Here is a 23066-nt window from a genome sequence, read left to right as displayed (position 1 = left end):
GATGGCCGGCCGGTCAACAACCGGCAGCATTTCCTTCGGCATTGCCTTGGTGGCGGGCAGGAAGCGAGTCCCCAATCCGGCAGCAGGAATGACGGCTTTGGTTATAGCTCTCCCCATAGTCATAGCTGAACCTTACAAATCAAGCATGGCGGATGGCAATTTGCCGCCGGTAAATTGCGGTGCCCGTTTTTCCTGGAAGGCCCGGAACCCTTCGGCGTAATCGTCCGTTGAGCACAGGCGGGCCTGCTCCGCGTTCTCCTCCTGCATGGCCTTCCACAGGCCCAGGCGCTGGTCCCGGATGTGTGCCACCAGGTCCTTGCTGGCCGTGAACGCCTCTGTTGCACCTGCCGCCACACGCGCCACAATCTGCCGCGTTGACCCCAGAAGTTCATCGGCCGGCATGGCCCGGCTGAACATTCCCTGCGCCACAGCCTCCGCGCCACTGATCAGTTCCGCTGTGTAAATCAAGTCCAGCGTGCGGTGCATGCCCAGGCGCTCGGTGAAGTACCAGTGCCCGCCGGAATCCAGCGTGGCCCCCAGCTTGGCGAACGGCGACCCGAACTTGGCGTTCTCCGCCACGTACACCACGTCCGTGGCCAGCAGCAGGCCCAGCCCCACCCCCAGGCAGGCACCGTGCGCGGCAGCAAAGGTGGGCGCCGGGAACGCTGCCATCTTCTGCAGCAGCGGCTCCACCAGCCCGCCCAGGTATGCGGCGGCGTCGTCATTCTCCGGCGTGACCCCGGAAATGTCGCGGCCCGCGCAGAAGGCCCGGCCCTCTCCCCGAAGGAGCAGGGCCCGGACCTTGCCGCGGGAGGCGGCGGCAGCGGCGTCGTCGTACGCCTGTGTTAAATCCTGCAGGGCCTGCTCATCCAGCGAGTTCAGCTTGTGCGGCGCGTCCAGCACCACCTCGGCCACGTTGTTGCTGATGGAAAGGGAAATCATGGGTTGCTCCTTGGATTCCGGCGAAGGGGCTTAGACGTCAAAGTCCAGCGTGACGTCCTTGCTGGTGGGGTGCGACTGGCAGGTGAGCACGTAGCCCTTGTCCAGCTCATCCTGCTCCAGCGCGTAATTTTCGTCCATGGTCACGCTGCCGCTGACCACCTTGGCGCGGCAGGTCCCGCACACTCCCCCGGCGCACGCGAACGGCACATCCGGGCGGACCCGCAAGGCAGCATTCAGGATGGACTCGCGGGCATGGGTGGGCGTGGCCACCTCGCCCTGCAGGCCATCCAGCTTGAACGTGATCTTGTAGGTATCCTGGGACTCGTCCACCACCACGGGACGGCCGGCCTGGCCTTCCGGACGGTCCGGCTTGCCGGAGGTGAACAGCTCGAACCGGACGTTCTCCGGCTTCACGCCGCGCTCCGCCAGGGTGTCCCGGCACAGCTGCACCAGCTCGAACGGCCCGCACAGGAACCATTCGTCCACATCGTCCGCGTGGATGGCGGTGCCCAGGAGCTGCTGCAGCTTCTCCGCGTCAATCCGGCCGCTCAGCAGCGGCGCGATCCGCTGCTCGCGGGACAGCACGTGGTGGATGGCCAGCCGCTGCGGGTACCTGTCCTTCAAGTCCGCGAGTTCCTCCAGGAACATCACGTCCATGGCCGCCTTGTTGGCGTAGATCAGGTCGAAGCGGGTGTCCGGGTTGGCCAGCAGCGTCCGGGCGATGGCGATCACCGGGGTGATGCCGGAGCCCGCCGCGATGGCCACGAAGCTGCCGGCCTCCCCTGCCAGGTCCTCCGGGTGGTTCATGGAGTTCATGACGTTCTGCTCCACCGAGCCGTCCCGGCCGTGCTTGGACACAAACGCGCCCATGGGGCTCATCACCTCCAGGGTGTCCCCCGCCTTCAGCTCGGCGTTGGCCCAGGTGGAGAACAGCCCGCCCAGGTCCTGCTTCACGGCCACCCGGATCTCGCTGGTCCCGTCCGCGAAGCTCCGCGGCTCGGCGCAGATGGAGTAGCTGCGCCGCACCTCATGGAGTTCGCCGTCAGCATCCGGCAGCGTGGTGCGCAGGGCAACGTACTGGCCCGGGAGGTAGTCGAACTTCCCGGCCAGGTCCTGGGGCACCCCGAAGGTGACCTCGATGGCGTCCTCAGTCAGCCGGCGCACCTCCGCCACGGTGAGGGTATGGAAGGACGGACGACGGCGGCCGGTGGCCTCCGCCGTTTCGGCGGCGCTCTGGCGGACAACAGTCATGGGGTGCTTCCTTTACAGGACTTTGAAGTAGTCGAACGGTTCGCTGCAGTCCTGGCAGACGTAGAGCGCCTTGCAGGACGTGGAACCGAAGCGGGTGAGTTCCTTGGTGTGCAGGCTGGCGCACTGCGGGCACTTCACGGCCATTTGCAGCCGGATGGGGCCTGCGTGCCGGGCCGCGCCCGCCAGCCCGATAGGCGGTGCGATGCCGTACTCCTGCAGCTTCTGCTTTCCGGCGTCCGTCATCCAGTCGGTGGTCCAGGCCGGGGCGAGCACCAGGTCCACGTGCACGTCCGCGTATCCCTCTTTGGCGTAGGCGGCCTGGAGGTCGTCACGGATGGCGTCCATGGCGGGGCAGCCCGAATAGGTGGGCGTGATGGTGACCGTGACGCGCTCCCCCGCCACCTCCACGTCGCGGAGGATCCCCAGGTCAGCGATGGTGAGGACGGGGATCTCCGGATCGCACACGGTGGCGGCGATGTCCCAAACCTGTTGGGCCGCCGTCGTACGTTCCATTGCCACGGCGGTCACCACTTAGCTCCGGGATGCTCCCGGGCCAGGACCTGCATCTCCGCGAGGAGGTAGCCCAGGTGTTCGGAGTGCTTGCCGGTGCGGCCGCCGCCGGGTGCTGCCGGAACCTCCGGCACCTCGAGTTCCGCCGCCGCCAGGAGCTCGCCGGCCAGCCGGTCAAAGTCCTCCCGCAGGCTGGACGGCAGCACTGCCGCACCGGCTTGGGCCAGCCGCTCCGTGAGGTCATCGTCCTGGAACAGTTCGTTGACGTAGGGCCACATCAGGCGCAGCCCGTGGATCATCCGGCGGCGGGATTCCTCGGTGCCGCCGGCCAGGCGCAGGATCCACTGGGCGCTGTGGTCCCGGTGGTAATCCACTTCCTTGACGGCTTTGGCGGCGATGGCGGCCAGGGTGGCGTCGCTGGATTCGGTGAGCCGGCGGTACAGCTCGAACTGGTAGTAGCTGACCATAAACTGCCGGGCGATGGTCACGGCGAAGTCGCCGTTGGGCTGTTCGAACAGCTGCGCGGAGCGGAACTGGTGCTCGCGGCGGAAGTAGGCCAGGTCATCCTCGGTCCTGGCCGTGCCGTCCGGGTTGTCCATCCCGCCGGCCGCGTAGGTGAGGAAGGACCGGGCGTGGCCCAGCTGGTCCAGGGCGATGTTGCCCAGGGCCACATCCTCCTCCAGCTCCGGGGCCCGTGAAATCCAGTGACCCAGGCGCTGGGACAGGATCAAGGCGTCGTCGCCCAGCCGGAGCGCGTACTCGGCGACGTCTGCGGTGGGCTTGACCTGGCCGGTGCGGACCTCCAGGGCGATATCCTCGGGGCGGAGGGCGTTGCCGGGGGTGATGCGGGTGGCGCTGGCGTTGCTGTCGCCACTGCCGGCCACCCCGGTGGAGATGTCGCCGTGGCCGGTTTCCTGTGCCGTGTTGGTTCCGGTGCGGGTCACAGGTGCTTCACCCCTTCGCTCTTGGTGTAATACGTGGCATGCCGGTAATCCTTGCCCTGCGGGGACTCGAAGAACGATCCCTTGGCGTCCGGGTCGCTGGCGGCGATGGCATCCGCGGGGACCACCCAGATGGAGACGCCCTCGTTGCGGCGCGTGTACAGGTCCCGGGCGTTGCGGAGGGCCATGGCGGCGTCCGGCGCGTGCAGGGAGCCGGCGTGGACGTGGCTCAGGCCGCGGCTGGAGCGGACAAAGACCTCCCAGAGGCCCCAGCCGTTCCGGACTCCCGCTTCCTTGGCTGCTGCTTCCGGGCTGGGGGTTCCAGCCGGGACCTTCGCGGCTTCTTCGGCTACTTCCCTGGCGGCGCTGACGGGGGCATCGGGGTTTCCGTGTGGTGGCGTCATGCTGCGAATTCCTTTGTCTCCTTGGCCTGCTGTTTTGCTGCGTAGGCGGCCGCTGCCTCGCGGACCCAGGCGCCGTCGTCGTGCGCTTCCCGGCGACGTTCCAGGCGCTGGGCGTTGCAGGGACCGCGGCCGGCCAGGACCTCCTGGAACTCGTTCCAGTCCAGGGGGCCGTGCTCCCACTTTTTGGTGTCCTCGTTGAAGCGGACCTGATCATCGGGGAGCGTGAGGCCCAGGACCCGGACCTGCTCCACCATCATTCCCACAAACCGGCTGCGGAGCTCGTCATTGCTGAAGCGCTTGATGTTCCAGGCCATGGACTGCTTGGAGTTGGGCGAATCGTCGTCCGGCGGGCCAAACATCATCAGGGCCGGGGCGTACCAGCGGTCCACGGCGTCCTGCGCCATCTGCTTCTGCTCCGGGGTGCCGTTGGCGAGTTCCAGGAGGATCTCGAAGCCCTGGCGCTGGTGGAACGACTCCTCCTTGCAGACGCGGACCATCGCCCGGCCGTACGGTCCGTAGGAGGCGCGGCACAGCGGAACCTGGTTGCAGATGGCGGCACCGTCCACCAGCCAGCCGATGGCGCCCATGTCCGCCCAGGTCCTGGCCGGGTAGTTGAAGATGCTGGAGTACCGGGCCTTGCCGGCAATCAGGTCCGCCATCATCTGGTCCCTCGACTGGCCGAGCGTCTCCGCTGCGGAGTAGAGGTACAGCCCGTGGCCGGCCTCGTCCTGGACCTTGGCCATGAGGATGGCCTTGCGCTTGAGGCTGGGGGCGCGGGAGATCCAGTTGGCTTCGGGCTGCATACCGATGATTTCCGAGTGCGCATGCTGGGAGATCTGACGCAGCAGCGTCTTCCGGTACGCCGGGGGCATCCAGTCCCGGGGCTCGATCCGGGAATCCTCCGCCATGACGCGGTCAAAGTAGGCCTGGCCGTCCGCCTGGTGCTGCCGGGCCTGTTCCTGGGCTGCTTCCGCCTGGGGCTCTGCGGGCACTGACTGCAGGTTCTGCGCTGCCATGGTTGCTCCTATGCAATGTCCTTCTGGACGGCCGCAGATTTATTTACCGACCGTTCGTTCAGGATATGCGGAGGGGCTGCGGGGCGTCAAGCGCGCAGGGCATCAGTCCGGATGGCGCCGGACGAGGTTTGGGGTCATGACGCTGTCCCGCTTTGCGCCCCGACTACTCCGGGGAAGTGTGCGGTGCAGTGCTGAACTGGGTCCACCACGTCAGCGGCGGCGTGACCCGAAAGCGCCTGCCGGTGATGGCGTCCGGTGTGATCCGGACGAAATGGTCCTTTTGGCCGCCCTGCCAGGGGAAAAGAAAAAGGGACATCGAATCGAGGATCTCCTCGGTTCCTGTCAGGGCAGCGGCTTTGCCCTTAACCACCACGCTCCAGGCCATCCCCGAAGCCGCGTCGACGCCGTCGGCCTCCAGCGCAACCGGCGTCCCGCCCAGGGCGCCGCCCAGTTTGGTTCCCCCGCCGGTCCGGAAGACGACGCTGCCATGGTCCACTGCGTAGTTGAGCGGAAAGATGTCGGGGTGGTCATCGACCCACACCGCCAGGCGTCCAACCGATACCTGCCGCAGGAGTTCCCAGCATTGCTGGGAGTCAAGGTTTTCCACGGACGCCGTCGTCCCGGGTGCGTTGGACTGGTTGGTCATGAAGCAGACCCTACGCCCGCACGGTCAACCGCACCAGAGCGCCGAACCGGGTGCGATTGCCGATTCCACCAGGAGCTACTCGAAGGACGCACGGCGCTGATCCTTTAGGGGGATATTCCGTCCGTCCGGGGCGGCGGGCCCGGGCACCTGCCCCGGTGCCGCCGTCGTCCGCTGGCCCGCGAGCGAAAGTGCCAGCGGCCCCGGACACCGCGGACGTTGTCAGGCAGGTCCAGTCACCCTAGGATACTAAGCAAGCTTAGCTTTAGGTGATGTCCGGGCTAAGGCAGCCAACTCCGAGGAGACAATATCGTGCCAGTTGAAGACAACATCGTCATTCCGGGCGCTCCGTCCACCGAGCCTCCCGCCGTCGAAGAACCCACCGCTCCGCGCGAGCCGTTGCCGCCCAAGCCTGACCAGCAAGGGCCGGAGACCGTGTCCCCCACGGGAAGCCCCACCGGGGCGCCGGCCACCTCGCGCGCCCAGTCCGGCCAGTACCTGACCACCGCCCAAGGGCTGCGCCTGGGTGACACAGACCATTCACTCAAAGCCGGGCCGCGCGGCCCCATCCTGCTGCAGGACCACCACCTGCGGGAGAAGATCACGCACTTCGACCACGAACGCATCCCGGAACGCGTGGTGCATGCCCGGGGCGCGGGCGCGCACGGCATCTTCCGCTCCTACGGGACGGCCGCCAGGATCACCAGGGCAGGGTTCCTGGCAGCGGATGTTGAGACGCCCGTGTTCGTTCGGTTCTCCACCGTCCTGGGATCCAGGGGCTCCGCAGACGCGGTCCGGGACACCCGCGGGTTCTCCACGAAGTTCTACACCGACGAGGGCACCTACGACCTGGTGGGCAACAACATCCCGGTGTTCTTCATCCAGGACGGCATCAAGTTCCCGGACATCATCCACGCCGGCAAGCCGCACCCCGACCGGGAAATCCCCCAGGCCCAAAGCGCCCACGACACATTCTGGGACTTCGTCTCCCTGCACACCGAGGCGCAGGCCCACACCATGTGGAACATGTCGGACCGGGGACTGCCCCGCTCCTACCGGACCATGGAAGGTTTCGGCGTCCACACGTTCCGGCTGGTCGACGCGGCAGGCAAGACCACCCTGGTGAAGTTTCACTGGAAGCCCAAGCAGGGCGTCCACTCGCTGGTGTGGGAGGAAGCCCAGATCATCAACGGCATGGACCCGGACTTCCACCGCCGTGACCTCGCCGACGCCATCGAAGCGGGCGCCTACCCGGAATGGGAGCTCGGGATCCAAACATTCCCGGACACCGAGGACCAGATGTTCGAAGGGATCGACCTGCTTGACCCCACCAAGTTCGTGCCGGAGGAGCTCGCGCCCGTCCAGCCCATCGGGCTCATGACGCTCAACGCCAACCCCACAAACTACTTTGCCGAAACCGAGCAGGTGGCCTTCCATCCGGGACACCTGGTCCCGGGCATCGACGTGACCAACGATCCGCTGCTTCAGGTCCGCCTGTTCTCCTACCTTGACACCCAGATCTCCCGGCTGGGCGGGCCCAACTTCGCCCAGCTCCCGATCAACCGGCCGCACGCCCCGGTCAACGACATGCTCCGCGACGGGATGCACCAGACAGCGGTCCACGGCGGAACAGCCCCGTACCACCCGAACTCCCTGGACGGCGGCTGCCCGTTCCTGGCGGGCCAGGACGTGGGGGCGTTCGTCGATGTCCCCGAGGAAATTGCGGCGGGCATCAAGGAACGGCGCAATCCCGCGTCCTTCGACGACCATTTCAGCCAGGCCCGGTTGTTCTTCCGCAGCCTCACCCCAGTGGAGCAGGACCACGTCATCCAGGCGTACACCTTTGAGCTCGGCAAATGCTACGAAGCGAACATCCGCGAGCGGCAGCTTATGGCCCTGGCCAACATCGACGCCGGCCTCTGCGCCGCCGTGGCCGCCGGGCTGGGAATGCCCGCTCCGGGAGCCACCGTCCAGGTTGCCGATGCGGAGCCGAGCCCAGCCGTGTCACAGGTTGGCGGCTCCTGGCCGGTGACCGGCAGGGTGGTGGGGATCCTCGCCGACGCCGCCAGCGACGTCGCGCAGGTTTCAGCCGCCCGTGAGGCGTTGAACGCCGAAGGGATCGTCCCGCTCGTCATCGCGCCGACGGGCGGTGTTCTGGCGGGCGACGACGGCGCCGGCGTCCCGGTGCAGCGGACGTACCTGACGGCCCGGTCCACGGAGTTCGACGCCGTCATCGTGGCAGGTGCCGGGAAACCCGCCACCGATGCGACCCAGGGACGCGACGCCAAAGCCGGCGAGCCGGCCGGCGCCGTCGATCCCCGGGTGGCCCTGCTGCTCTCAGAAGCCTTCCGCCATGCCAAGGCGATCGCGGCGTGGGGCTCCGGAACTGAGGCGCTGGCTGCTGCCGGCGTGAGTGCGGACGGGCCCGGGATCACTGTGGGTGAGGGCCCGGATGCTGTCATCCCCGCTGTCCTTGACCTGCTGGCCGCCCACCGGGCCTGGGACCGCTTCCCGGCCACGGGGGCGGCCGGCAAGTAGTCACTCCCCCGCTGGCCCTTCTGGACCTCGACGCGCATATTCCCTGCCACGCCCCAAATACCGGGTGCGACAGGGAATCTGCGTGTCGGGAATGAAGCTGCGTGTCGGCGCCCGTTCTCCACATAGCCGCTGCCGGCCCTATCGGAGCGTCCCGGCCTTCCGGCATGGTCGGTCCGTGCCTGATCTTCCGCCGCTTCTGCTCAGCCGTGACCGCCTGTCCCACGACCTGACCCCCAACGAACTCGCCAAACGGGTGAAGGCCGGGGCGCTGGTCCGGCTCCGGCATGGCGTCTACACCGAGGGACCGCGTTGGCGGACGCTTGCCCCGTGGGAGCAGTACCGGCTCACGGTCCAGGCCGCCGCGGAGACGTTCCAGAAGCCAACGGTGTTCGCCCGGCGCTCGGCGGCCAGTGTTTGGGGAATTCCTTTCGTTGGGTACTCGCACCCGGTGGCGGCGCTCACCTTGAAGAACGACGGCGGCCGCTCACGTTGCGGGGTCCAGCGCCACTTCGCTGGCGGCGCGGGGCTTCAGGTGGTCCAGCGGGAGGGCCTCCTGGTGACCAGCCGCCTCCGCACGGTGCTGGACCTGGCGGCCTTCCTCCCGTTCGCCGAGGCTGTGCCCGCAATGGATCACGTTCTGCGCCCGGACCCGGCCCATTCGCTGCCCGCCCTGACCAAGGCAGAGCTGGAAGACGCTGTTGGCGCAACCTACTCGGCTGCAGCATCGCGGCGCATCCGGGCTGTGCTCGGATTTGCGGATCCATTGTCGGAATCCGTCGGCGAGTCGCTGAGCCGGGCAGTGATCCATCTGGCCGGGTTTGAGGCGCCGATCCTCCAGCAACGGTTCTCGGACGCCGGTGGCCTGGTGGGTTACGTGGACTTCTGCTGGAAGTGGTCCCGGGTTGTGGGTGAATTCGATGGCGAGACGAAGTACGTCAAGCAGGAGTACCTGCGAGGGAAAACTGTGTCCCAGGTGGTTGTGGCGGAGAAGAACAGGGAAAACCGGATCCGGGCGCTGGGGTTCGACGTGGTCCGCTGGGACTGGGCGGAGTTAAGGCGACCTGGCGCGCTGGAACGGAAGCTGGCCGTGGCAGGGGCGCCCCGCCGTCGGACGCGTTCCGCCGGTTCATGACGCGCAATTCCGTCCACGACGCGCATATTCCCGGGCGCACCCGTTTTATGCGGGTCGCTGGGGAATGTGCGCGTCGAAAACCTCAAGGCGCGGTGCACTCCACCGCGTCCGCCACCACCGCACGCAGGTCGCCGGTCCGGTGATACACCTCCAGCTGCCGGATCGCCCCCGTGCCGTCCGCCAGCAAGGCGTCGGTCAGCTGCTCCACCCGGCGCAGGTCGCCGTTGTCCGCCAACGCGCCGCGGACATGGTTCAGCAGGGAATTGACGACGGCGAGCGCCGGGGCAGGATGGAACGTCTCGGGATCCAGGAGTTCGCCACGCAGTCCCCACCGGCCGGCCTTCCAGTTGGCCAACCGGACCAGCGCAGCCGGCACAGCCATCGGCGGGGTGTCCTGCCGCCATTCCCGGGCGGCGGTATCCACCAGGGCCCGGGCGATGCCTGCCAGCAGCACGGTGTTTTCGGGCAGTAAGCACACATCCGCTACCCGGATCTCCACGGTGGGATAGTGCCGGGACATGCGGGCATCAAAATAGATCATGCCTTCGTCCATGGCCACGCCGGTGCTCACCATGTCGTGGACCAATTGGTGATATGCCTCTGGTGCACCCAGGATTTCGAGGGGTCCGCCGGTGGGCCACCGGCTCATCACCTGCGACCGGTAGCTGGCGTAGCTGGAGTCCTCACCGTGCCAGAAAGGCGAGTTGGCGCTGAGTGCCACGAGTACGGGCAGCCAGCAGCGGATCCGGTCCAGGACTCCCACGGCTTCGGCGGCCGACGCCACGGAAACGTGGATGTGGCAGCCGCAGGTCAGCTGCTCCCTTGCGGTCAGGCCATACTCGTCAGCCAGGGCCGCATAACGCCGGAGCCTGATGGGGTGCGGATCGCAGGGCAGCGGGGAGATGGCCAGGGCGGCGGCCCTGGCACCCACGGACTGCGCGGCCCCGTCCGCCAATGCCCGGCCAGCCCGGATGTCCGCCTCGAGTGCTGCCATGCCCGCATGCGGAGGCGTGACCACCTCGATCATCTCCTGCTGGAACTCGGCCGTCAGGACCGGGCCGCCGTCGTCGTTATTTCCCACGGCAGCCACCCGGTACCGATCCAGCAGTTCGCCGGAGAGGGGCCGTGCCTCGCCGCTCCCGGGATCGACCAGCAGTAATTCCTCCTCGACGCCGAACGTCCGGGGACCGTCTCCGCTGCTTCCGGCGTTCCTCATACCTTCCCACTACCCGCAATTGCCCCGCAGTATTCATCGGCGGAGCAAGTCAAAGCTGCGGGGACGGCCGCCTAAACCCCCCGTTGCGCTATCACCTATGGTCCCCAAACCCGGGGAATGGGAGCCATAAGTGATAGGGCAACGGGGAGGGGCGGGAGGGCGACGGGTCACACCTGTCACTGCTGACACACGAAAATCACCCGGCCGAAACACACCGGCAACGTCGCTGCGGCAGGCTGGGCCTTACCGGGATCCAACAGCAGGAGGCACAGCATGGAAGCACAGGCACTGGACACCAGCCAGCTCGGCGTCGGGGATCACATCGAGGCGTGGCACCGGGGGAAACTGTTCCACTCAGGCCGGGTGACCGGCGTCGTCCCTGCCCTTGAACTGTTCTGGATCCTGGACGAACGGACGGGCGCGCGCAAGCTCCTGGATCCCGAGGCCCTGGAGATCCGGCACGTTGGCGCAGCCGCCCAACCGCTGGCACCTGCCTGACTCGCCCAAAAGCAGGGCGTTACGGCCGGCCCTGGTACACGTCCGGGATGCCGTCCTGGTCAGCGTCCACTTTCTCCAGCTCCTCGGCCTGCCAGTAATACCGGTTCCGGGAGGTCAGCACCAGCGTGGCCAGGACCGCCGCAATCAGTGAGGCGGCCAGGATGCCCACCTTGGCGTGGTCGTCGTGCGGGCTGCCCAGCCCGAAGCTCAGCTCCGCCACCAGCAGCGACACCGTAAAGCCGATGCCCGCCAGCAGCGCCACCCCGAAGATGTCGATCCATTTCAGCGAGTCGTCCAGCCGGGCCCTGGTGGCTTTGGTCAGGACCCAGGTGGTGCCCAGGATGCCGATGGGCTTTCCCAGCACCAGGGCCACGATGATGCCGAGCGCCACCGGATCGCTCAGCGCGGAAACAAACCCGGACCAGCCGCCCACGGCCACGCCCGCTGAGAAGAACGCGAACACGGGAACGGCAATGCCCGCCGAGATGGGCCGGAAACGGTGTTCAAAGATTTCCGCCAGGCCGGGACCTGCGCCGGGGCCGCCGCCGGCCTGCGAGCGGATGACCGGAACGGCGAAGCCCAGCAGCACCCCGGCCACGGTGGCATGGATGCCGGACGCGTGGACCAGCGCCCACGTCACGATGCCCAGCGGCAGCAGGATCAGCCACGCCGCGGCGGCCTTGCGGCCGAAGAAATGCCGGTACTTCTGGGCCAGGAATGCGTACAGGCCCAGCGGGATGAGGGCCAGGAGCAGCGGAGTGACCTGGATGTCGGTGGAGTAGAAGAACGCGATGATGCTGATGGCGATGAGGTCATCCACCACGGCCAGGGTGAGCAGGAAGATGCGCAGCGCGCTGGGCAGGTGGGAGCCGATGATGGCCAGCACGGCAACAGCGAAGGCAATATCCGTGGCGGTGGGGATGGCCCAGCCGCGGAGGGTCTCGGGGCTTGTCAGGTTGATCGCAGCGTAAATCAGGGCCGGAACCACCACGCCGCCGGCCGCTGCAGCTACCGGAACGATCGACTTTTTGATCTCCCGCAGGTCCCCGGCCACAAACTCGCGCTTGAGTTCCAGGCCCACCAGGAAAAAGAAGATGGCCAGCAGCCCGTCAGCGGCCCACGCGCCGAGGCTCAGTTCCAAATGCCACGGTTCATAGCCGAACTTCAGGTCCCGGAGCGCAAAGTAGGAGTCCGACGCCGGGGAGTTGGCCCAGATGAGGGCAATCACCGCTGCGGCCACCAACAGGGCGCCGCCCACGGTTTCCTTGCGGAGGATCGCACCGATCCGGAGGGCTTCGGAGTAGCTGCCCCGGGAGAAGACACGGGACTGGGGTGTTTGATTCATGAGCTGGTCCTTCGCGGAGGGTCGACAAAACTATGCCGACCAGACTTCCCGGCGCACCTTCGCTCCATCTTACGGGCCGCCGTCGGGCGCGGGAAAACTGGCAGAAAACCGCGGCAACGGGCAAGTTCCCAGAAAAAAGTAAGGTTGCTCACAATTTTTCCCATCCAACCCGTCCACGGCACCGAAGTACAGATGTCCCTCAACTGGGACGACAACGTCACTTGTATGAGGAGAATGCTTTCCGATGAACAAGACTCTGCGCTTCCTCGCTGTTCCCACCCTCGCCCTCGGCGCGCTGGCACTGTCCGGCTCCCCCGCCATGGCATCCGACCAGTCCTACCAGTCCACGCTGGGCCAGATCAACGGCAGCTCCGCCTCCGGCACCATCACGGTTGATGTCACGGGCAACCAGGCCCACGCTGTGCTGAAGGTTTCCGGCCTCGCCCCCACGTTCATGGATGCGCCGTACCCGCACGTCCAGCACATCCACGGCGGCGCGCAGGGCGTCTGCCCGGCACCGGGCGCTGACGCTGATGGCGACGGCGTCATCTCCACCACCGAAGGCGCACCGAGCTACGGCGGCATCGTCACCACGCTCTCCACCAGCGGCGACACCAGCCCGGCCGCAGGGCTGGACCTGAAGCTCGCAGGCCAGGGCGCCAGCTACACCGTTGACCGGACGTTTGAGCTGAGCCCGGACACCAAGGCTGCCCTGGAAGCCGGCACCGCCGTTGTGGTGGTCCACGGCCTCGATCCCGCCACCCTGAGCGCTGCCGGCCAGGCCGCCAAGTCGGACCTGGTCCCCACCCTGCCGCTGGCCGCCACTTCCCCCGCACTGTGTGGAACGCTGAAGGCCGGCATGGCAATGCCGTCCGGTGGCGTTGACACCGGCGTGGCCCAGGAAACCGGCGGCACCAACGCCGGCGCCCTGGCCCTGGGCGGCGGGCTGGTCCTGATGGCCGCAGCCGGCGGCACCTACATGGTCCGCCGCCGCACCGCCAACGCAGCCGCGTAATCACACTGTGATGCATCCGAAATCCGGTCGCCGCGGGGGCCTTCGGGCCCTGGCGGCGGCCGGGCTTCTGCTCCTGACCGCCGGCTGCGCTGCCGGAGCGTCCGACGCCGGCCCCGCACCCACCGCCTCCACCGCACCGTCCGCGACTGCTTCGGCCAGTCCCTCGGCCGCGGTGCCCACAGCACCGGCTCCAGCAGCCCCGGCCGTTCCGGCCACAACGGCAGCCCCTGAACTTCCGGCCCTGGCCAGGTCCGAACCGGTACGGCTTGAGATCCCGTCCATCAGCCTGCGCACGGACCTGCTGAGCCTGGGCCTGCGGGAAAACGGCTCGCTGGAGGTACCCCAGGACACCGGCAACGGTGCCCCCGCCGGCTGGTACAACGGATCGCCGTCGCCCGGCGAGCGCGGACCAGCCATCATGCTGGGCCACGTGAACGCCCTCGGCGGTAACAAGGGCGTCTTCGCGGACCTCCGCCAGCTCACCCCGGGCACCGAGATCAACGCGGTCCGGGCCGACGGCAGCACCGCCACTTTTGTGATGGACCGCGGCGCCGTCTACGGCAAGGACAACTTCCCCACCTTCGAGGTCTACGGCAACACCGCCGGGCCCGAGCTCCGGCTCATCACCTGCGACGGCTATGATCCGGCCACCGGCCTCTTCGACGACAACTACGTGGTCTACGCGAAACTCAAGTGATCCACCCGGGCTGGACTTCCCAGCCTGACAACCGGCCGCACGCCCCCAGGGCAGGCGGCCAGGACGGAAGAGTCATGAAGAAGCACGCTCCCCTGCTGGCGTCCCTGGCACTGTCGTCCCTGCTGCTCTCCGGCTGCGCTGCTGCGGCGGGCGCCCCGGGGCAGGTGACCGGGCCGTCGTCGGACGCTGCTTCCTCCGCAGACGCCTCCCCCTCCGGAAGCCACGCCGGCGGGCACCACGGCGGCGGAACGTCCTCGCCCCGGCCTGCCGACGGACCCAGCGAGGCCGCCAAGATGGTGTGCGGTGACCAGCCGATGGAGCGGCTCACCACCATCCTCAAGCTGGAGACCGACCCGCACACCATCAACAGCTGGGCGGACAGTACCTTCACCTGCATCTACCACCTGGACGAAGGCGCCCTGGAAATCTCGGTGAAGGAAGCAGCGGACCAGACCACGGCCCTGAAGTACTTCGACGCCATGCAGGCCCTGGCCAAGGACGCCAAACCCATCACCGGGCTGGCCAACCTGGGCTTCCCGGCGTACGAAACGGCAGACGGGTCCGCCGTGTTCCAGAAGGACAACTTTGTGCTCCAGGTGGACGCATCGGACCTGCCGGCCACCCTGGGGCCGGACGCCATCACCCGCAACGGACTGGCCTACCAGCTGTCCACCACCATCCTGGCCTGCTGGGTGGAGCACCACTCCTGACGCCTCAGGCACAAAAGTTGTCCCGCCGTCCATCCGGACAGCGGGACAATTTTTTTGCTGTGGTTGCTGGTGCTACTTCGCCAGGAAGTTCACGACGGCGGCATTCCACTCGTCAGCGTGGCTGACGTTGCAGCCGTGCGGGGCATCCTTGATCACGTGCAGTTCGCTGTTGGAAAGTGCTGCATGGGTGCGGGCACCGGAGCCCTCCAGCGGCACGGTGGCGTCGCCGTCGCCGTGCAGGACGAGGACGGGCACGCCCACCTTGGGCAGGTCCTCCCGGAAGTCGGTGCCGGCGAAAGCCGCCATGCAGGCGAGCGCGGCCTTTTTATCCGCCTGCCGGCAGAGCGCCAAGGCTTCCTGGCGCTGCTCCTCGGTGACCTTGAGGACGCCATCGACGGAAAAGAAGTCCTTGGTGAATCCGTCATAGAAGGCATCCTGGTCCTTGGTCAGGTCCGCCGTCATTCCCTCAGCCTGCTCCTTGGTGAGCGGCCCGTCGGGGTTGTCCTCGCCGTGCATCAGGTACGGCGGCACGGCCGAGGCGAAGACTGCGCTGCGGACCCGGTCCGCACCGTATTTGCTGAAGTAGCGGGCCACTTCGCCGCCGCCCATGGAGAAGCCCACCAGGGTGGCATCCTGCAGGTCCAGCTGTTCCACCACCGCGTGCAGGTCCTCCGCGAGGGTGTCGTAGGTGTACCCGGTCATGGGCTTGTCACTCCTGCCGAAACCGCGCCGGTCGTAAGTGACCACGCGGTAGCCGGCCGCCTGGAGGGCAGGTACCTGGTCCTTGAAGGCTTCGCCTGACAGCGGCCACCCGTGGATCAGGACCACCGGACGGCCGGAGCCGCCGGTGTCGTCAACGTGCAGGTTGGTGTCCTTGAAAAGTCCGTGATGCGCAGTAACTTCGGTCATGGCTTACCTCTCGGTAGGGATGCTCCAGGCCAGGAGGTGACCCGGATGCCCCTTATTCGTAAGCCTGCTGACTTTTGGATGGGTGGGGGTTTTCCATGCTGTGCCGGCGCGGCTAAGAGGCCAGCGCCCTGACCGCAGCATCGAGGTAGTCGTGGGCCTGCGGGGAGCCGGCCAGCTGCACCAGCTCGGTGGCCACCACCACCAGCTTGATGTTCCGGTGGCTGCTGTTGCGGGCCAGGACTTTGAAGGCGCTCTCGGCGGAGATCTTCAGCTGGCCCATCAGGATCCCGCAGGCCTGGTCCACCACGCTGCGGGTGGACAGCGCCCCGGCCACCGCGTCCCTGGAGCTCTGCTCCGTTTCCCGCTGCAGGGTGGTGGTCAGGTCCACCATGATGCCCTCCAGCGCCACCACGGTCCCGGACGCGTCCAGGATGCCGTCACCTGATGTCAGCACCCGCCGGATCCGGCCGCGCGCGTCAATGATCCGGTGGTACATACAAAAGTATCCGCCGTCCTGCGCCACCTGCGTCACGATGTCCCGGCACTTGGCGCGGTCATCAGGATGTTTGTGGGCGAACAGCAGCGCGACGCTGGGCACCACCTCACCGCGCTGGTAGCCGTGCAGCTGGTACATGCCGTCAGACCAAGTGAACGTCCAACCGGGCAATTCCACCCGGAAGCTACCGGCGACACATTCGGTGTCACCCAGCGCACTTGAATACGTATAAGGACTTACCTGTTTCATCCGGGCCGCCTCCTGGGTCGGCTTCAGCCCGGCAAGCGGGACTGAGTCCGATCGCGTTACCTTCATTATGGTCCTCCTGCTCCCCCGTGGGTAGCTTCGGGGGCCCTTGGTTCTGGAGGGCACGACGGCGGCACCCGCCCGGGTGGGCCGGCGCCGGGCCCCCGCGTGTTAAGTTGAAAAACAAAGACCCCACCGGCTGGAGCGAGAAATTTCCTTGGACACGTCCGACCCCGTACGAATCCTGACCGTCTGCACCGGCAACATCTGCCGGTCGCCGGTGGCCGAACGGCTGCTGCAGACCGGGCTGAACCAGGTGGTGCCGGGCGGCTTCGAAGTGACCAGCGCCGGAACCCGGGCCATGGTGGGCGATCCGATGCAGCCGTTGTCGGCGGACATGGTGCGGACGTACGGCGGCGAACCGGAGGGTTTCACCGCCCGCCAACTGACCCCCGGGATCCTGCGCGGAGTGGACCTGGTGCTCACCATGACCTCCGGGCACCGCGGCGAGGTCCTGCAGCTGGACGCCTCGATGCTCAAACGGACCTTCACCATCCGCGAGTTCGCCCGCATGCTCAACGTGCTGGACGAGCGGGCAGCGGCGAAGGTGGCGGGCCCCGCACCCGCTGCCGACGGCAACGCAGCCCTGTGGCGGTCCCTGCCAGCGCGCGCGGCCGGGGTACGGCACCTGTCGCTGCCCGGAGACAGTGCGGAAAACGACATCATCGACCCCTACCGCCGGGCCCCCGAGGTGTACCACCAGATGGAGGACGAGCTGGCGCCGGCCATCATTTCCATCCTGCGGCACGCCCGGCTGAACGCCCCCGCCTAGGACCACTTGCCCTATCACTCCGGGTCGCTAAAACCCCGGTTTAAGGACCATAGGTGATAGCGCAACGGGGTTGGCGGGCTGCTTCCCGGTTCCGGAGGTGACAGTTTGGCCAACTCCATAGCCAAAAGGGCCGTGCCGGGCGGACACTGATCCCACTACTGCACAGCGAAGTGGGGGACGACATGAGCTCAGCCGGCGGCCTGGCCCTGGCCCTGCACCGGCGGCGGTGGATAGCGGCCCTCCTGGCGGTCGCCCTGGCCGTTGTGGCCGTCGTCGCGGCCATCAACCTCACCCGGACCGGCGCGGATACCCCGCCCGTCACGGCCCAGGACCTGCCGCTGCCCGTCAGCGAATCGCCCACGGCAACGGCCGACGTCGGCCCCTCCCCCGCCGTGCCCCTGCCGCCGCCCGCGCCGGAGCCCATCCCGGACCTGGCGGCCGCTGCCATGAACGTTTTGGTGATCGGCAGTGACAGCCGCGCCAGCGCTCGGGAGGCGGCCGCGTTCACGGCGGCGACCGGCGAGTCCATCGACCACCGGGCGGACACCATCATGGTGGCCCACATCCCTGCCGACCGGAGGTCCCTGTCCCTCGTGTCCATCAACCGGGACCTCTGGGTGGAGATCCCTGACTACGGCGGGGCCAAGATCAACGCCGCCCTGGAGGTGGGCGGGATCGACCTGACGGCACGGACCGTGGAGTCGCTGCTGGGCATCTCGATCGCGCACACCGTAATGCTGGACTTCCACGGATTCCGTGGCCTGACGGATGGGCTGGGCGGCATCGATGTGCCCGTGGCGCTGCCGTTCCAGTCCACGCACGACACCGGGCACGTCTTCACTCCCGGGATCAACCACCTGGACGGGCAGGCCGCCCTGGAGTTTGCCCGCGAACGCTACGCCTTTGTGGACGGCGACTTCCAGCGGGTCCGCAACCAGCAGGTCCTGGTCCGCGCCATCCTGGCCCGCCTCACTGCCGGCGGAGCGCTGAACGATGTCACGGCGGTCAGGTCCCTGGTGGAGTTTGCAGGCTGCTGCCTGACCGTGGATAAGGGCTTCGACCCATTGCAGGTGGCCGTTCTGGCCTACAGCCTGCGGAACCTGGACGTCAATGCGATCGGGACCATAACCCTCCCCACCGCCGGAGACGGATTCGTGGCGGGACAGTCGGTGCTGTTTCCCGATTACGGCGGGGTCGCGGCCGTGGGTGCTGCGCTGCGGGACGGCCGGATCGCGGAACTCACGGCGCCGTAAGGCTCCCCCCGGGAGCCCCCGTTTGATGTCCGGCCTGATGGGTACGGCCACAATAGTGTCCCTGCATCCTGCATGGGCTGTTTGAACGGGGTGAACCTTCATGAACAACGACGACGGGCTGACCGCGGAGGTCCGGCAGGCCGGGGCCGTGGAACTGCTGCTGATCCGGCACGGCGAGAGCGAAGGCAACGTCGCCGCGAGCGCGGCGGACCAGGCGGCGGTGGAGGTCATCGACGTGCCCGCCCGCGACGCGGACGTCAGCCTCTCCGGCACCGGCCGGGACCAGGCGGCGGCGTTGGGCCGCGCGCTGGCCAGCTTTCCGTCTGACCGGGTGCCGGACCTGGTGGTGTCCTCGCCGTATGCCCGGGCCCGGCAAACCGCCCGGATCGCCGTGGAAGAAGCCGGGTGGCCGCTGCAACTGCGGACCGATGAACGGCTCCGGGACCGGGAACTGGGCATCCTGGACATGCTGACCCGGTACGGGGTGGAGCAACGCTTCCCGGCGGAAGCCGAACGGCGGCTCTGGCTGGGGAAGCTCTACTACCGGCCGCCTGGCGGGGAATCGTGGGCGGATGTGGCCCTGCGGCTGCGCTCCGTCCTGGCCGAACTGAACACGGCCGGTACCGGACACCGGGTGGTGCTGGTCTGCCACGACGCCGTCATCCTGTTGTGCCGCTATGTCCTGGAGGGCATGTCGGAGGAGGAACTGCTGGACCTTGCCGCCGGCACCTCCGTGTTCAATGCGTCCATCACCCGGTTTGTCAGGCCGGAAGGACATGGACCGTGGACACTGGAGAGCTTCAATGATGCAAGCCACCTGAGCGAACAGGGCGTATCAGTGACCGAGCACGCAGGAGACGCCAGTGTCCGCCCCCGCTGATTCCGGGCCCACGCCGGTGACCCCCTCCTTGCTGCGGGACTGGCCGCTGCCCGCGCCGGGATCGGACAAGTACTCGCGGGGGTCGGTGCTGGTGATCGGCGGGGCACGTGCAACACCGGGCGCCGCGCTGCTGGCCGGCAGGGCTGCGCTCCGGTCGGGAGCGGGAAAGCTGACGTTGGCAGTGGCTGCCTCCGCGGCCGTCCAGGTGGGGGTGGCCCTGCCCGAATGCGGGACGGTGCCCCTTCCGGAGTCAGCCGGCGGGTCGGTCACGGCGGACGGCGTGGAACTCCTCGGCGAGGACCTGGACCAGGCCGATGCAGTGCTGATCGGTCCGGGCCTGGACGATCTGGATCTGGCCGGGGAGCTCCTGCGGGCGGTGCTGGCCCGGGAGGAATCCGCTGGTGGGGATCCCGCCGAGGGGGGTCCCGCCGTCGTGCTGGATGCTTTTGCCCTGGGCACTTTGCCACGGCTGGAGAAGGCACCGGATCAGTGGCGCGGGCGGCTGATCCTCACTCCCAACCCGACGGAAGCGGCGATCCTGTTGGGCCGGGACGTTGCTGACCTGCCGGCTGATGTCGCGGAGATTGCCCGGAGGTTCGGCGCCGTGGTGAGCTGCCAGGGGGTGGTTGCCGCCAGTGACGGCGGGCTCTGGGAGATCACCACAGGGTACGGGGGCCTGGGCACCTCCGGCAGCGGAGACGTGCTGGCGGGCGCGATCGCGGGCCTGCGCGCCCGCGGCACCACCGGCGCCCAGGCGGCCTGCTGGGGGACACATTTGCATGCGGCCGCCGCAGACCGCCTGGCCAGCAGGCTGGGCCCGCTGGGATTCCTGGCGGGCGAGCTGGCGGGCGAGTTACCCGCCCTGATGCTGGAACTCAACACCTGACAGGCGCCCGGCTCCGGGCGTGTCAGCTCCGGGTGGGGTCCGGACGCAAGGGTGCCGGGCCGGGGTCGGGCACCGGCAGGGGTCCCGGCGGGTCCGGGGCGTGGAAGGGATCGGGCGACGGCGGCCCGGGGTAGCCGGGCTGCGTCGGGTCCGGTGTGGTGGGCCCTGGCTCGGGCGGAAACGGCTCGGGTTCGTGCACGGGCGGGATGGTCATGGAGCTTCCCTTCTCACGCTGGGGCGGATATGCCTTGGCTCGAACAGGATACGCCCGGCCCCGGCACCCCTTCCATCCCCCGTTGCCCTATCACCTATGGTCGTCAAACAGGCGGAATGGGAGCCATAAGTGATAGGGCAACGGGGGTGGGGGCCGGGGGTGGGGCGGGCTGGGATCACCCGGTAGCGAACGGGCCCCGGTTTGTCGGGGCCGGTGGATATATTGAAGCCATGACCTCCACGCCGCTCCAGGATTCCGCCAGCACCCCTGCACCCGTCAAGGCTTCACCGCCGGTGGCCAGGAAGGTCCCATCGGAGCGGACCCATCATGGGGACACGTTTGTGGACAACTACGAGTGGCTCCGGGACAAGGAATCCGCGGAGGTGGTGGCCCACCTGGAGGCTGAGAACGCCTACCAGGAAGCCGTCACTGCGGACCAGGAACCGCTGCGCGAGGCGATCTTCCAGGAGATCAAGGGCCGCACCCAGGAAACCGACCTCTCCGTCCCGCACCGCAAGGACGGCTGGTGGTATTTCAGCCGCTCCGTGGAGGGCAAGGAATACGGCATCCAGTGCCGCGTCAAGGCCACGGACTCTGCGGACAAGGTGGCTGACTGGACCCCGCCCGCCGTGGCGGCAGGGACGGACATTCCCGGCGAGGAAGTCCTCCTGGATGGCAACGTGGAAGCCGAAGGCCAGCCTTTCTTCTCCGTGGGCGGCTCCGCGGTGACGGTGGACGGCAACCTCTACGCCTACGCCGTGGACAACTCCGGCGACGAACGCTTCACTCTCCGCATCAAGGACCTGCGCACCGGTGAACCGCTTCCGGACGTCATCGAGAATGTGTTTTACGGGGTCTCCTTCTCCCCGGACGGCACCCGCATTTTCTACACCGTGGTGGATGACTCGTGGCGCCCGTACCAGGTGCGCGTGCACGTCCTGGGCACCCCGGTGGAGCAGGACACCGTGGTCTACCAGGAGGACGACGCCGCCATGTGGCTGGGCTTTGAGCTCTCCTCCGACCGGCGTTTCCTGGTCCTGGGCATCGGCTGCTCGGAATACAGCGAGACCCGGCTGCTGCGTTTCGATGATCCGGACCAGCAGCTGCATACCGTCATTTCACGTGATGAGCGGGTGCTCTACGAAGCGGAGCCGTTTCTGCTTGAAGGACCGGACGGCGAAAAGTCCGAGCAAATCCTCCTGACCCACAACCGGGGTGCCATCAACTCGATGGTCTCCATCATGGACCCGGCCGAGCTCGCCAAGCCGCTGGCGGAGCAGACCTGGCAGACCGTCATCGAACCGTCCGAGCACGTCCGCGTCAACGGCGCGGGCCTCACCGCCACGCACCTGGTGGTGTCCATCCGGAAGGACACCATCGAGCGCGTCCAGGTGCTGGGGCTGGCCGGGCTGGGCACGCCGGCCCAGCAGGCACCCGTGGAGCCGGCCTTTGATGAGGAGCTCTACACTGCGGGCGTGGGCGGCGCGGACTACGCGGCGCCCGTGATCCGGCTGGGCTACACGTCCTACTTCACGCCGTCGCGTGTCTACGACTTTGTGCTGCCCACCCCTGAGCTGCCAGCCGGCGAGCTGCTGCTCCGCAAGGAAAGCCCCGTGCTGGGCGGCTACGACGGCAGCGACTACGTGGCAACCCGGGAATGGGCTGACGCCGCTGACGGCACCAGGATCCCGCTGTCGGTCCTGCGGCACAGGGCCGTTCCGCGGGACTCGACGGCGGCCGGCCTGGTTTACGGGTACGGCTCCTATGAGATGAGCATGGATCCCGGTTTCGGGATTGCCCGGCTCTCCCTGCTGGACCGCGGCGTGGTGTTTGTGATCGCGCACATCCGCGGCGGCGGCGAGCTGGGCCGGCACTGGTACGAGGACGGCAAGAAGCTCACCAAAAAGAACACCTTCACTGACTTTGTTGACGCCACGGACTGGCTGGCTGGCTCCGGCTGGGTGGACCCGGCCCGGATTGTTGCCCTGGGCGGCTCTGCAGGCGGCCTGCTGATGGGTGCCATCGCCAACATGGCGCCGGAGAAGTACGCCGCAGTGGTGGCCCAGGTGCCGTTTGTGGACGCGCTGACCACCATCCTGGATCCGGAGCTGCCGCTGTCCGCGCTGGAGTGGGAGGAATGGGGCAATCCCATCACCGACCCCGAGGTGTACGCGTACATGAAGTCCTACACCCCATACGAGAACGTGCGTGATGTGGCGTACCCGCGGATCGCTGCTGTGACCTCCTTCAACGACACCCGGGTCCTGTACGTGGAGCCGGCCAAATGGGTGCAGGAACTGCGGAACCACACCACCGGATCCGAACCGGTGGTGATGAAGATCGAAATGGACGGCGGCCACGGCGGCGCGTCCGGCCGGTACGTCCAGTGGCGCGAGCGGGCCTGGGATTACGCCTTCATCGCGGACTCCGTGGGCGCCAAGGAACTGCTGCCGGGGGCCGGACTGAAATAGCCCTGGCCGGTTCCGCGCAGC

23 protein-coding genes and 1 pseudogene are annotated in these 23066 nt (G+C 67.7%); 11 read left to right on the top strand and 13 right to left on the bottom strand.

The features are described from left to right. From ASF72_RS20895 to ASF72_RS03425, 8 genes and pseudogenes are all read right to left on the bottom strand, one after another. Window positions 1-123, bottom strand: a pseudogene (locus ASF72_RS20895) (UTP--glucose-1-phosphate uridylyltransferase); the annotation flags it as partial. 9 nt (window positions 124-132) lie between these two features. After that, on the bottom strand, window positions 133-942 hold the full coding sequence (locus ASF72_RS03455; RefSeq protein WP_056596660.1) for an enoyl-CoA hydratase/isomerase family protein: 810 nt from the start codon (window positions 940-942) through the stop codon (window positions 133-135). A gap of 30 nt (window positions 943-972) precedes the next feature. Beyond that, window positions 973-2193: a 1,2-phenylacetyl-CoA epoxidase subunit PaaE gene (gene paaE, locus ASF72_RS03450; protein ID WP_056596658.1), complete on the bottom strand. Its 1221-nt coding sequence runs from the start codon at window positions 2191-2193 to the stop codon at window positions 973-975. Window positions 2194-2205: 12 nt separating this feature from the next. Next, window positions 2206-2706: a 1,2-phenylacetyl-CoA epoxidase subunit PaaD gene (gene paaD / locus ASF72_RS03445; protein ID WP_056597417.1), complete on the bottom strand. Its 501-nt coding sequence runs from the start codon at window positions 2704-2706 to the stop codon at window positions 2206-2208. An 11-nt stretch (window positions 2707-2717) separates the two neighbouring features. Continuing rightward, window positions 2718-3647: a 1,2-phenylacetyl-CoA epoxidase subunit PaaC gene (gene paaC, locus ASF72_RS03440; RefSeq protein ID WP_056596655.1), complete on the bottom strand. Its 930-nt coding sequence runs from the start codon at window positions 3645-3647 to the stop codon at window positions 2718-2720. Then, complete coding sequence (gene paaB, locus ASF72_RS03435; RefSeq protein ID WP_056596652.1) at window positions 3644-4048, bottom strand: 1,2-phenylacetyl-CoA epoxidase subunit PaaB; 405 nt, start codon at window positions 4046-4048, stop codon at window positions 3644-3646. Before paaB ends, paaC begins: the two co-directional genes overlap by 4 nt. Next, window positions 4045-5064 (bottom strand): 1,2-phenylacetyl-CoA epoxidase subunit PaaA, encoded by a 1020-nt coding sequence (gene paaA / locus ASF72_RS03430; RefSeq protein ID WP_056596647.1) that lies wholly within the window; start codon window positions 5062-5064, stop codon window positions 4045-4047. The genes paaB and paaA overlap by 4 nt, the downstream gene beginning before the upstream one ends. 163 nt (window positions 5065-5227) lie before the next feature. Next, entirely contained in the window at window positions 5228-5710 is a 483-nt protein-coding gene (locus ASF72_RS03425; RefSeq protein WP_056596644.1) for a pyridoxamine 5'-phosphate oxidase family protein, read from the bottom strand. Between the two features lie 309 nt (window positions 5711-6019). On the opposite strand from ASF72_RS03425, the gene ASF72_RS03420 reads away from it, so the two are divergent. Next, a complete protein-coding gene (locus tag ASF72_RS03420; protein ID WP_056596640.1) occupies window positions 6020-8245 on the top strand; it encodes a catalase in 2226 nt (741 codons plus the stop codon). 175 nt (window positions 8246-8420) lie between these two features. Continuing rightward, window positions 8421-9377, top strand: a complete 957-nt coding sequence (locus tag ASF72_RS03415) for a hypothetical protein (RefSeq protein ID WP_056596637.1) — start codon at window positions 8421-8423, stop codon at window positions 9375-9377. Between the two features lie 82 nt (window positions 9378-9459). On the opposite strand, the gene ASF72_RS03410 is transcribed toward ASF72_RS03415, so the two are convergent. After that, entirely contained in the window at window positions 9460-10593 is a 1134-nt protein-coding gene (locus ASF72_RS03410) for a carboxylate-amine ligase (protein WP_056596634.1), read from the bottom strand. A gap of 273 nt (window positions 10594-10866) precedes the next feature. Between ASF72_RS03410 and ASF72_RS03405 the strand changes: the two genes are divergently transcribed. Beyond that, window positions 10867-11091, top strand: a complete 225-nt coding sequence (locus ASF72_RS03405) for a hypothetical protein (RefSeq protein ID WP_056596631.1) — start codon at window positions 10867-10869, stop codon at window positions 11089-11091. A 19-nt stretch (window positions 11092-11110) separates the two neighbouring features. On the opposite strand, the gene nhaA is transcribed toward ASF72_RS03405, so the two are convergent. Continuing rightward, window positions 11111-12436 carry a Na+/H+ antiporter NhaA gene (gene nhaA, locus ASF72_RS03400; RefSeq protein WP_056596628.1) on the bottom strand — a complete coding sequence of 442 codons (1326 nt, stop codon included), beginning with the start codon at window positions 12434-12436 and terminating at the stop codon, window positions 11111-11113. A 244-nt stretch (window positions 12437-12680) separates the two neighbouring features. Between nhaA and ASF72_RS03395 the strand changes: the two genes are divergently transcribed. The 3 genes from ASF72_RS03395 (at window position 12681) to ASF72_RS03385 (ending at window position 14858) form a co-directional block, all read left to right on the top strand. Beyond that, the gene (locus ASF72_RS03395) at window positions 12681-13451 is read left to right on the top strand and encodes a CHRD domain-containing protein (protein ID WP_056596625.1); all 771 of its coding nucleotides are present in this window, start codon (window positions 12681-12683) and stop codon (window positions 13449-13451) included. A gap of 10 nt (window positions 13452-13461) precedes the next feature. Continuing rightward, a complete protein-coding gene (locus tag ASF72_RS03390) occupies window positions 13462-14148 on the top strand; it encodes a class F sortase (RefSeq protein WP_056596623.1) in 687 nt (228 codons plus the stop codon). Between the two features lie 74 nt (window positions 14149-14222). Continuing rightward, window positions 14223-14858, top strand: a complete 636-nt coding sequence (locus ASF72_RS03385; RefSeq protein WP_056596620.1) for a hypothetical protein — start codon at window positions 14223-14225, stop codon at window positions 14856-14858. A 72-nt stretch (window positions 14859-14930) separates the two neighbouring features. Here ASF72_RS03385 and ASF72_RS03380 read toward each other — a convergent pair whose 3' ends face one another. Next, entirely contained in the window at window positions 14931-15767 is an 837-nt protein-coding gene (locus ASF72_RS03380; protein ID WP_056596617.1) for an alpha/beta fold hydrolase, read from the bottom strand. 112 nt (window positions 15768-15879) lie between these two features. After that, a complete protein-coding gene (locus tag ASF72_RS03375) occupies window positions 15880-16512 on the bottom strand; it encodes a PAS and ANTAR domain-containing protein (protein ID WP_056597415.1) in 633 nt (210 codons plus the stop codon). 214 nt (window positions 16513-16726) lie between these two features. Between ASF72_RS03375 and ASF72_RS03370 the strand changes: the two genes are divergently transcribed. The 4 genes from ASF72_RS03370 (at window position 16727) to ASF72_RS03355 (ending at window position 20360) form a co-directional block, all read left to right on the top strand. Then, window positions 16727-17341, top strand: a complete 615-nt coding sequence (locus ASF72_RS03370) for an arsenate reductase/protein-tyrosine-phosphatase family protein (RefSeq protein WP_056596614.1) — start codon at window positions 16727-16729, stop codon at window positions 17339-17341. Between the two features lie 182 nt (window positions 17342-17523). Continuing rightward, window positions 17524-18594: an LCP family protein gene (locus ASF72_RS03365; RefSeq protein WP_082483992.1), complete on the top strand. Its 1071-nt coding sequence runs from the start codon at window positions 17524-17526 to the stop codon at window positions 18592-18594. Between the two features lie 100 nt (window positions 18595-18694). Beyond that, the gene (locus ASF72_RS03360) at window positions 18695-19474 is read left to right on the top strand and encodes a histidine phosphatase family protein (RefSeq protein WP_056596611.1); all 780 of its coding nucleotides are present in this window, start codon (window positions 18695-18697) and stop codon (window positions 19472-19474) included. Next, on the top strand, window positions 19458-20360 hold the full coding sequence (locus tag ASF72_RS03355) for an NAD(P)H-hydrate dehydratase (RefSeq protein ID WP_200933614.1): 903 nt from the start codon (window positions 19458-19460) through the stop codon (window positions 20358-20360). The genes ASF72_RS03360 and ASF72_RS03355 overlap by 17 nt, the downstream gene beginning before the upstream one ends. A 22-nt stretch (window positions 20361-20382) precedes the next feature. Here the strand turns inward: ASF72_RS03355 and ASF72_RS20250 are convergent, their stop codons facing one another. Then, on the bottom strand, window positions 20383-20574 hold the full coding sequence (locus ASF72_RS20250) for a hypothetical protein (RefSeq protein WP_157370881.1): 192 nt from the start codon (window positions 20572-20574) through the stop codon (window positions 20383-20385). A 230-nt stretch (window positions 20575-20804) separates the two neighbouring features. Here ASF72_RS20250 and ASF72_RS03350 point away from each other — a divergent pair, with 230 nt between their 5' ends. After that, entirely contained in the window at window positions 20805-23045 is a 2241-nt protein-coding gene (locus ASF72_RS03350; protein WP_056596608.1) for a S9 family peptidase, read from the top strand. The last annotated feature ends 21 nt before the right edge of the window (window positions 23046-23066 follow it).

The sequence above is a fragment of the Arthrobacter sp. Leaf141 genome (assembly GCF_001424565.1).
In the GTDB taxonomy this organism is placed as follows: Bacteria; Actinomycetota; Actinomycetes; order Actinomycetales; family Micrococcaceae; genus Arthrobacter.
This window is presented reverse-complemented; position numbering and strand designations above follow the sequence as displayed.

Excerpts from the sequence above, each read along its gene's own strand:
- ASF72_RS03455 (WP_056596660.1), bottom strand. The coding sequence starts at position 942 with ATGATTTCCCTTTCCATCAGCAACAACGTGGCCGAGGTGGTGCTGGAC.
- paaE (WP_056596658.1), bottom strand. The coding sequence starts at position 2,193 with ATGACTGTTGTCCGCCAGAGCGCCGCCGAAACGGCGGAGGCCACCGGC.
- paaD (WP_056597417.1), bottom strand. The coding sequence starts at position 2,706 with ATGGAACGTACGACGGCGGCCCAACAGGTTTGGGACATCGCCGCCACC.
- paaB (WP_056596652.1), bottom strand. The coding sequence starts at position 4,048 with ATGACGCCACCACACGGAAACCCCGATGCCCCCGTCAGCGCCGCCAGG.
- paaA (WP_056596647.1), bottom strand. The coding sequence starts at position 5,064 with ATGGCAGCGCAGAACCTGCAGTCAGTGCCCGCAGAGCCCCAGGCGGAA.
- ASF72_RS03425 (WP_056596644.1), bottom strand. The coding sequence starts at position 5,710 with ATGACCAACCAGTCCAACGCACCCGGGACGACGGCGTCCGTGGAAAAC.
- ASF72_RS03410 (WP_056596634.1), bottom strand. The coding sequence starts at position 10,593 with ATGAGGAACGCCGGAAGCAGCGGAGACGGTCCCCGGACGTTCGGCGTC.
- ASF72_RS03405 (WP_056596631.1), top strand. The coding sequence starts at position 10,867 with ATGGAAGCACAGGCACTGGACACCAGCCAGCTCGGCGTCGGGGATCAC.
- nhaA (WP_056596628.1), bottom strand. The coding sequence starts at position 12,436 with ATGAATCAAACACCCCAGTCCCGTGTCTTCTCCCGGGGCAGCTACTCC.
- ASF72_RS03395 (WP_056596625.1), top strand. The coding sequence starts at position 12,681 with ATGAACAAGACTCTGCGCTTCCTCGCTGTTCCCACCCTCGCCCTCGGC.
- ASF72_RS03390 (WP_056596623.1), top strand. The coding sequence starts at position 13,462 with ATGCATCCGAAATCCGGTCGCCGCGGGGGCCTTCGGGCCCTGGCGGCG.
- ASF72_RS03385 (WP_056596620.1), top strand. The coding sequence starts at position 14,223 with ATGAAGAAGCACGCTCCCCTGCTGGCGTCCCTGGCACTGTCGTCCCTG.
- ASF72_RS03380 (WP_056596617.1), bottom strand. The coding sequence starts at position 15,767 with ATGACCGAAGTTACTGCGCATCACGGACTTTTCAAGGACACCAACCTG.
- ASF72_RS03375 (WP_056597415.1), bottom strand. The coding sequence starts at position 16,512 with ATGAAACAGGTAAGTCCTTATACGTATTCAAGTGCGCTGGGTGACACC.
- ASF72_RS03365 (WP_082483992.1), top strand. The coding sequence starts at position 17,524 with ATGAGCTCAGCCGGCGGCCTGGCCCTGGCCCTGCACCGGCGGCGGTGG.
- ASF72_RS03360 (WP_056596611.1), top strand. The coding sequence starts at position 18,695 with ATGAACAACGACGACGGGCTGACCGCGGAGGTCCGGCAGGCCGGGGCC.
- ASF72_RS20250 (WP_157370881.1), bottom strand. The coding sequence starts at position 20,574 with ATGACCATCCCGCCCGTGCACGAACCCGAGCCGTTTCCGCCCGAGCCA.
- ASF72_RS03350 (WP_056596608.1), top strand. The coding sequence starts at position 20,805 with ATGACCTCCACGCCGCTCCAGGATTCCGCCAGCACCCCTGCACCCGTC.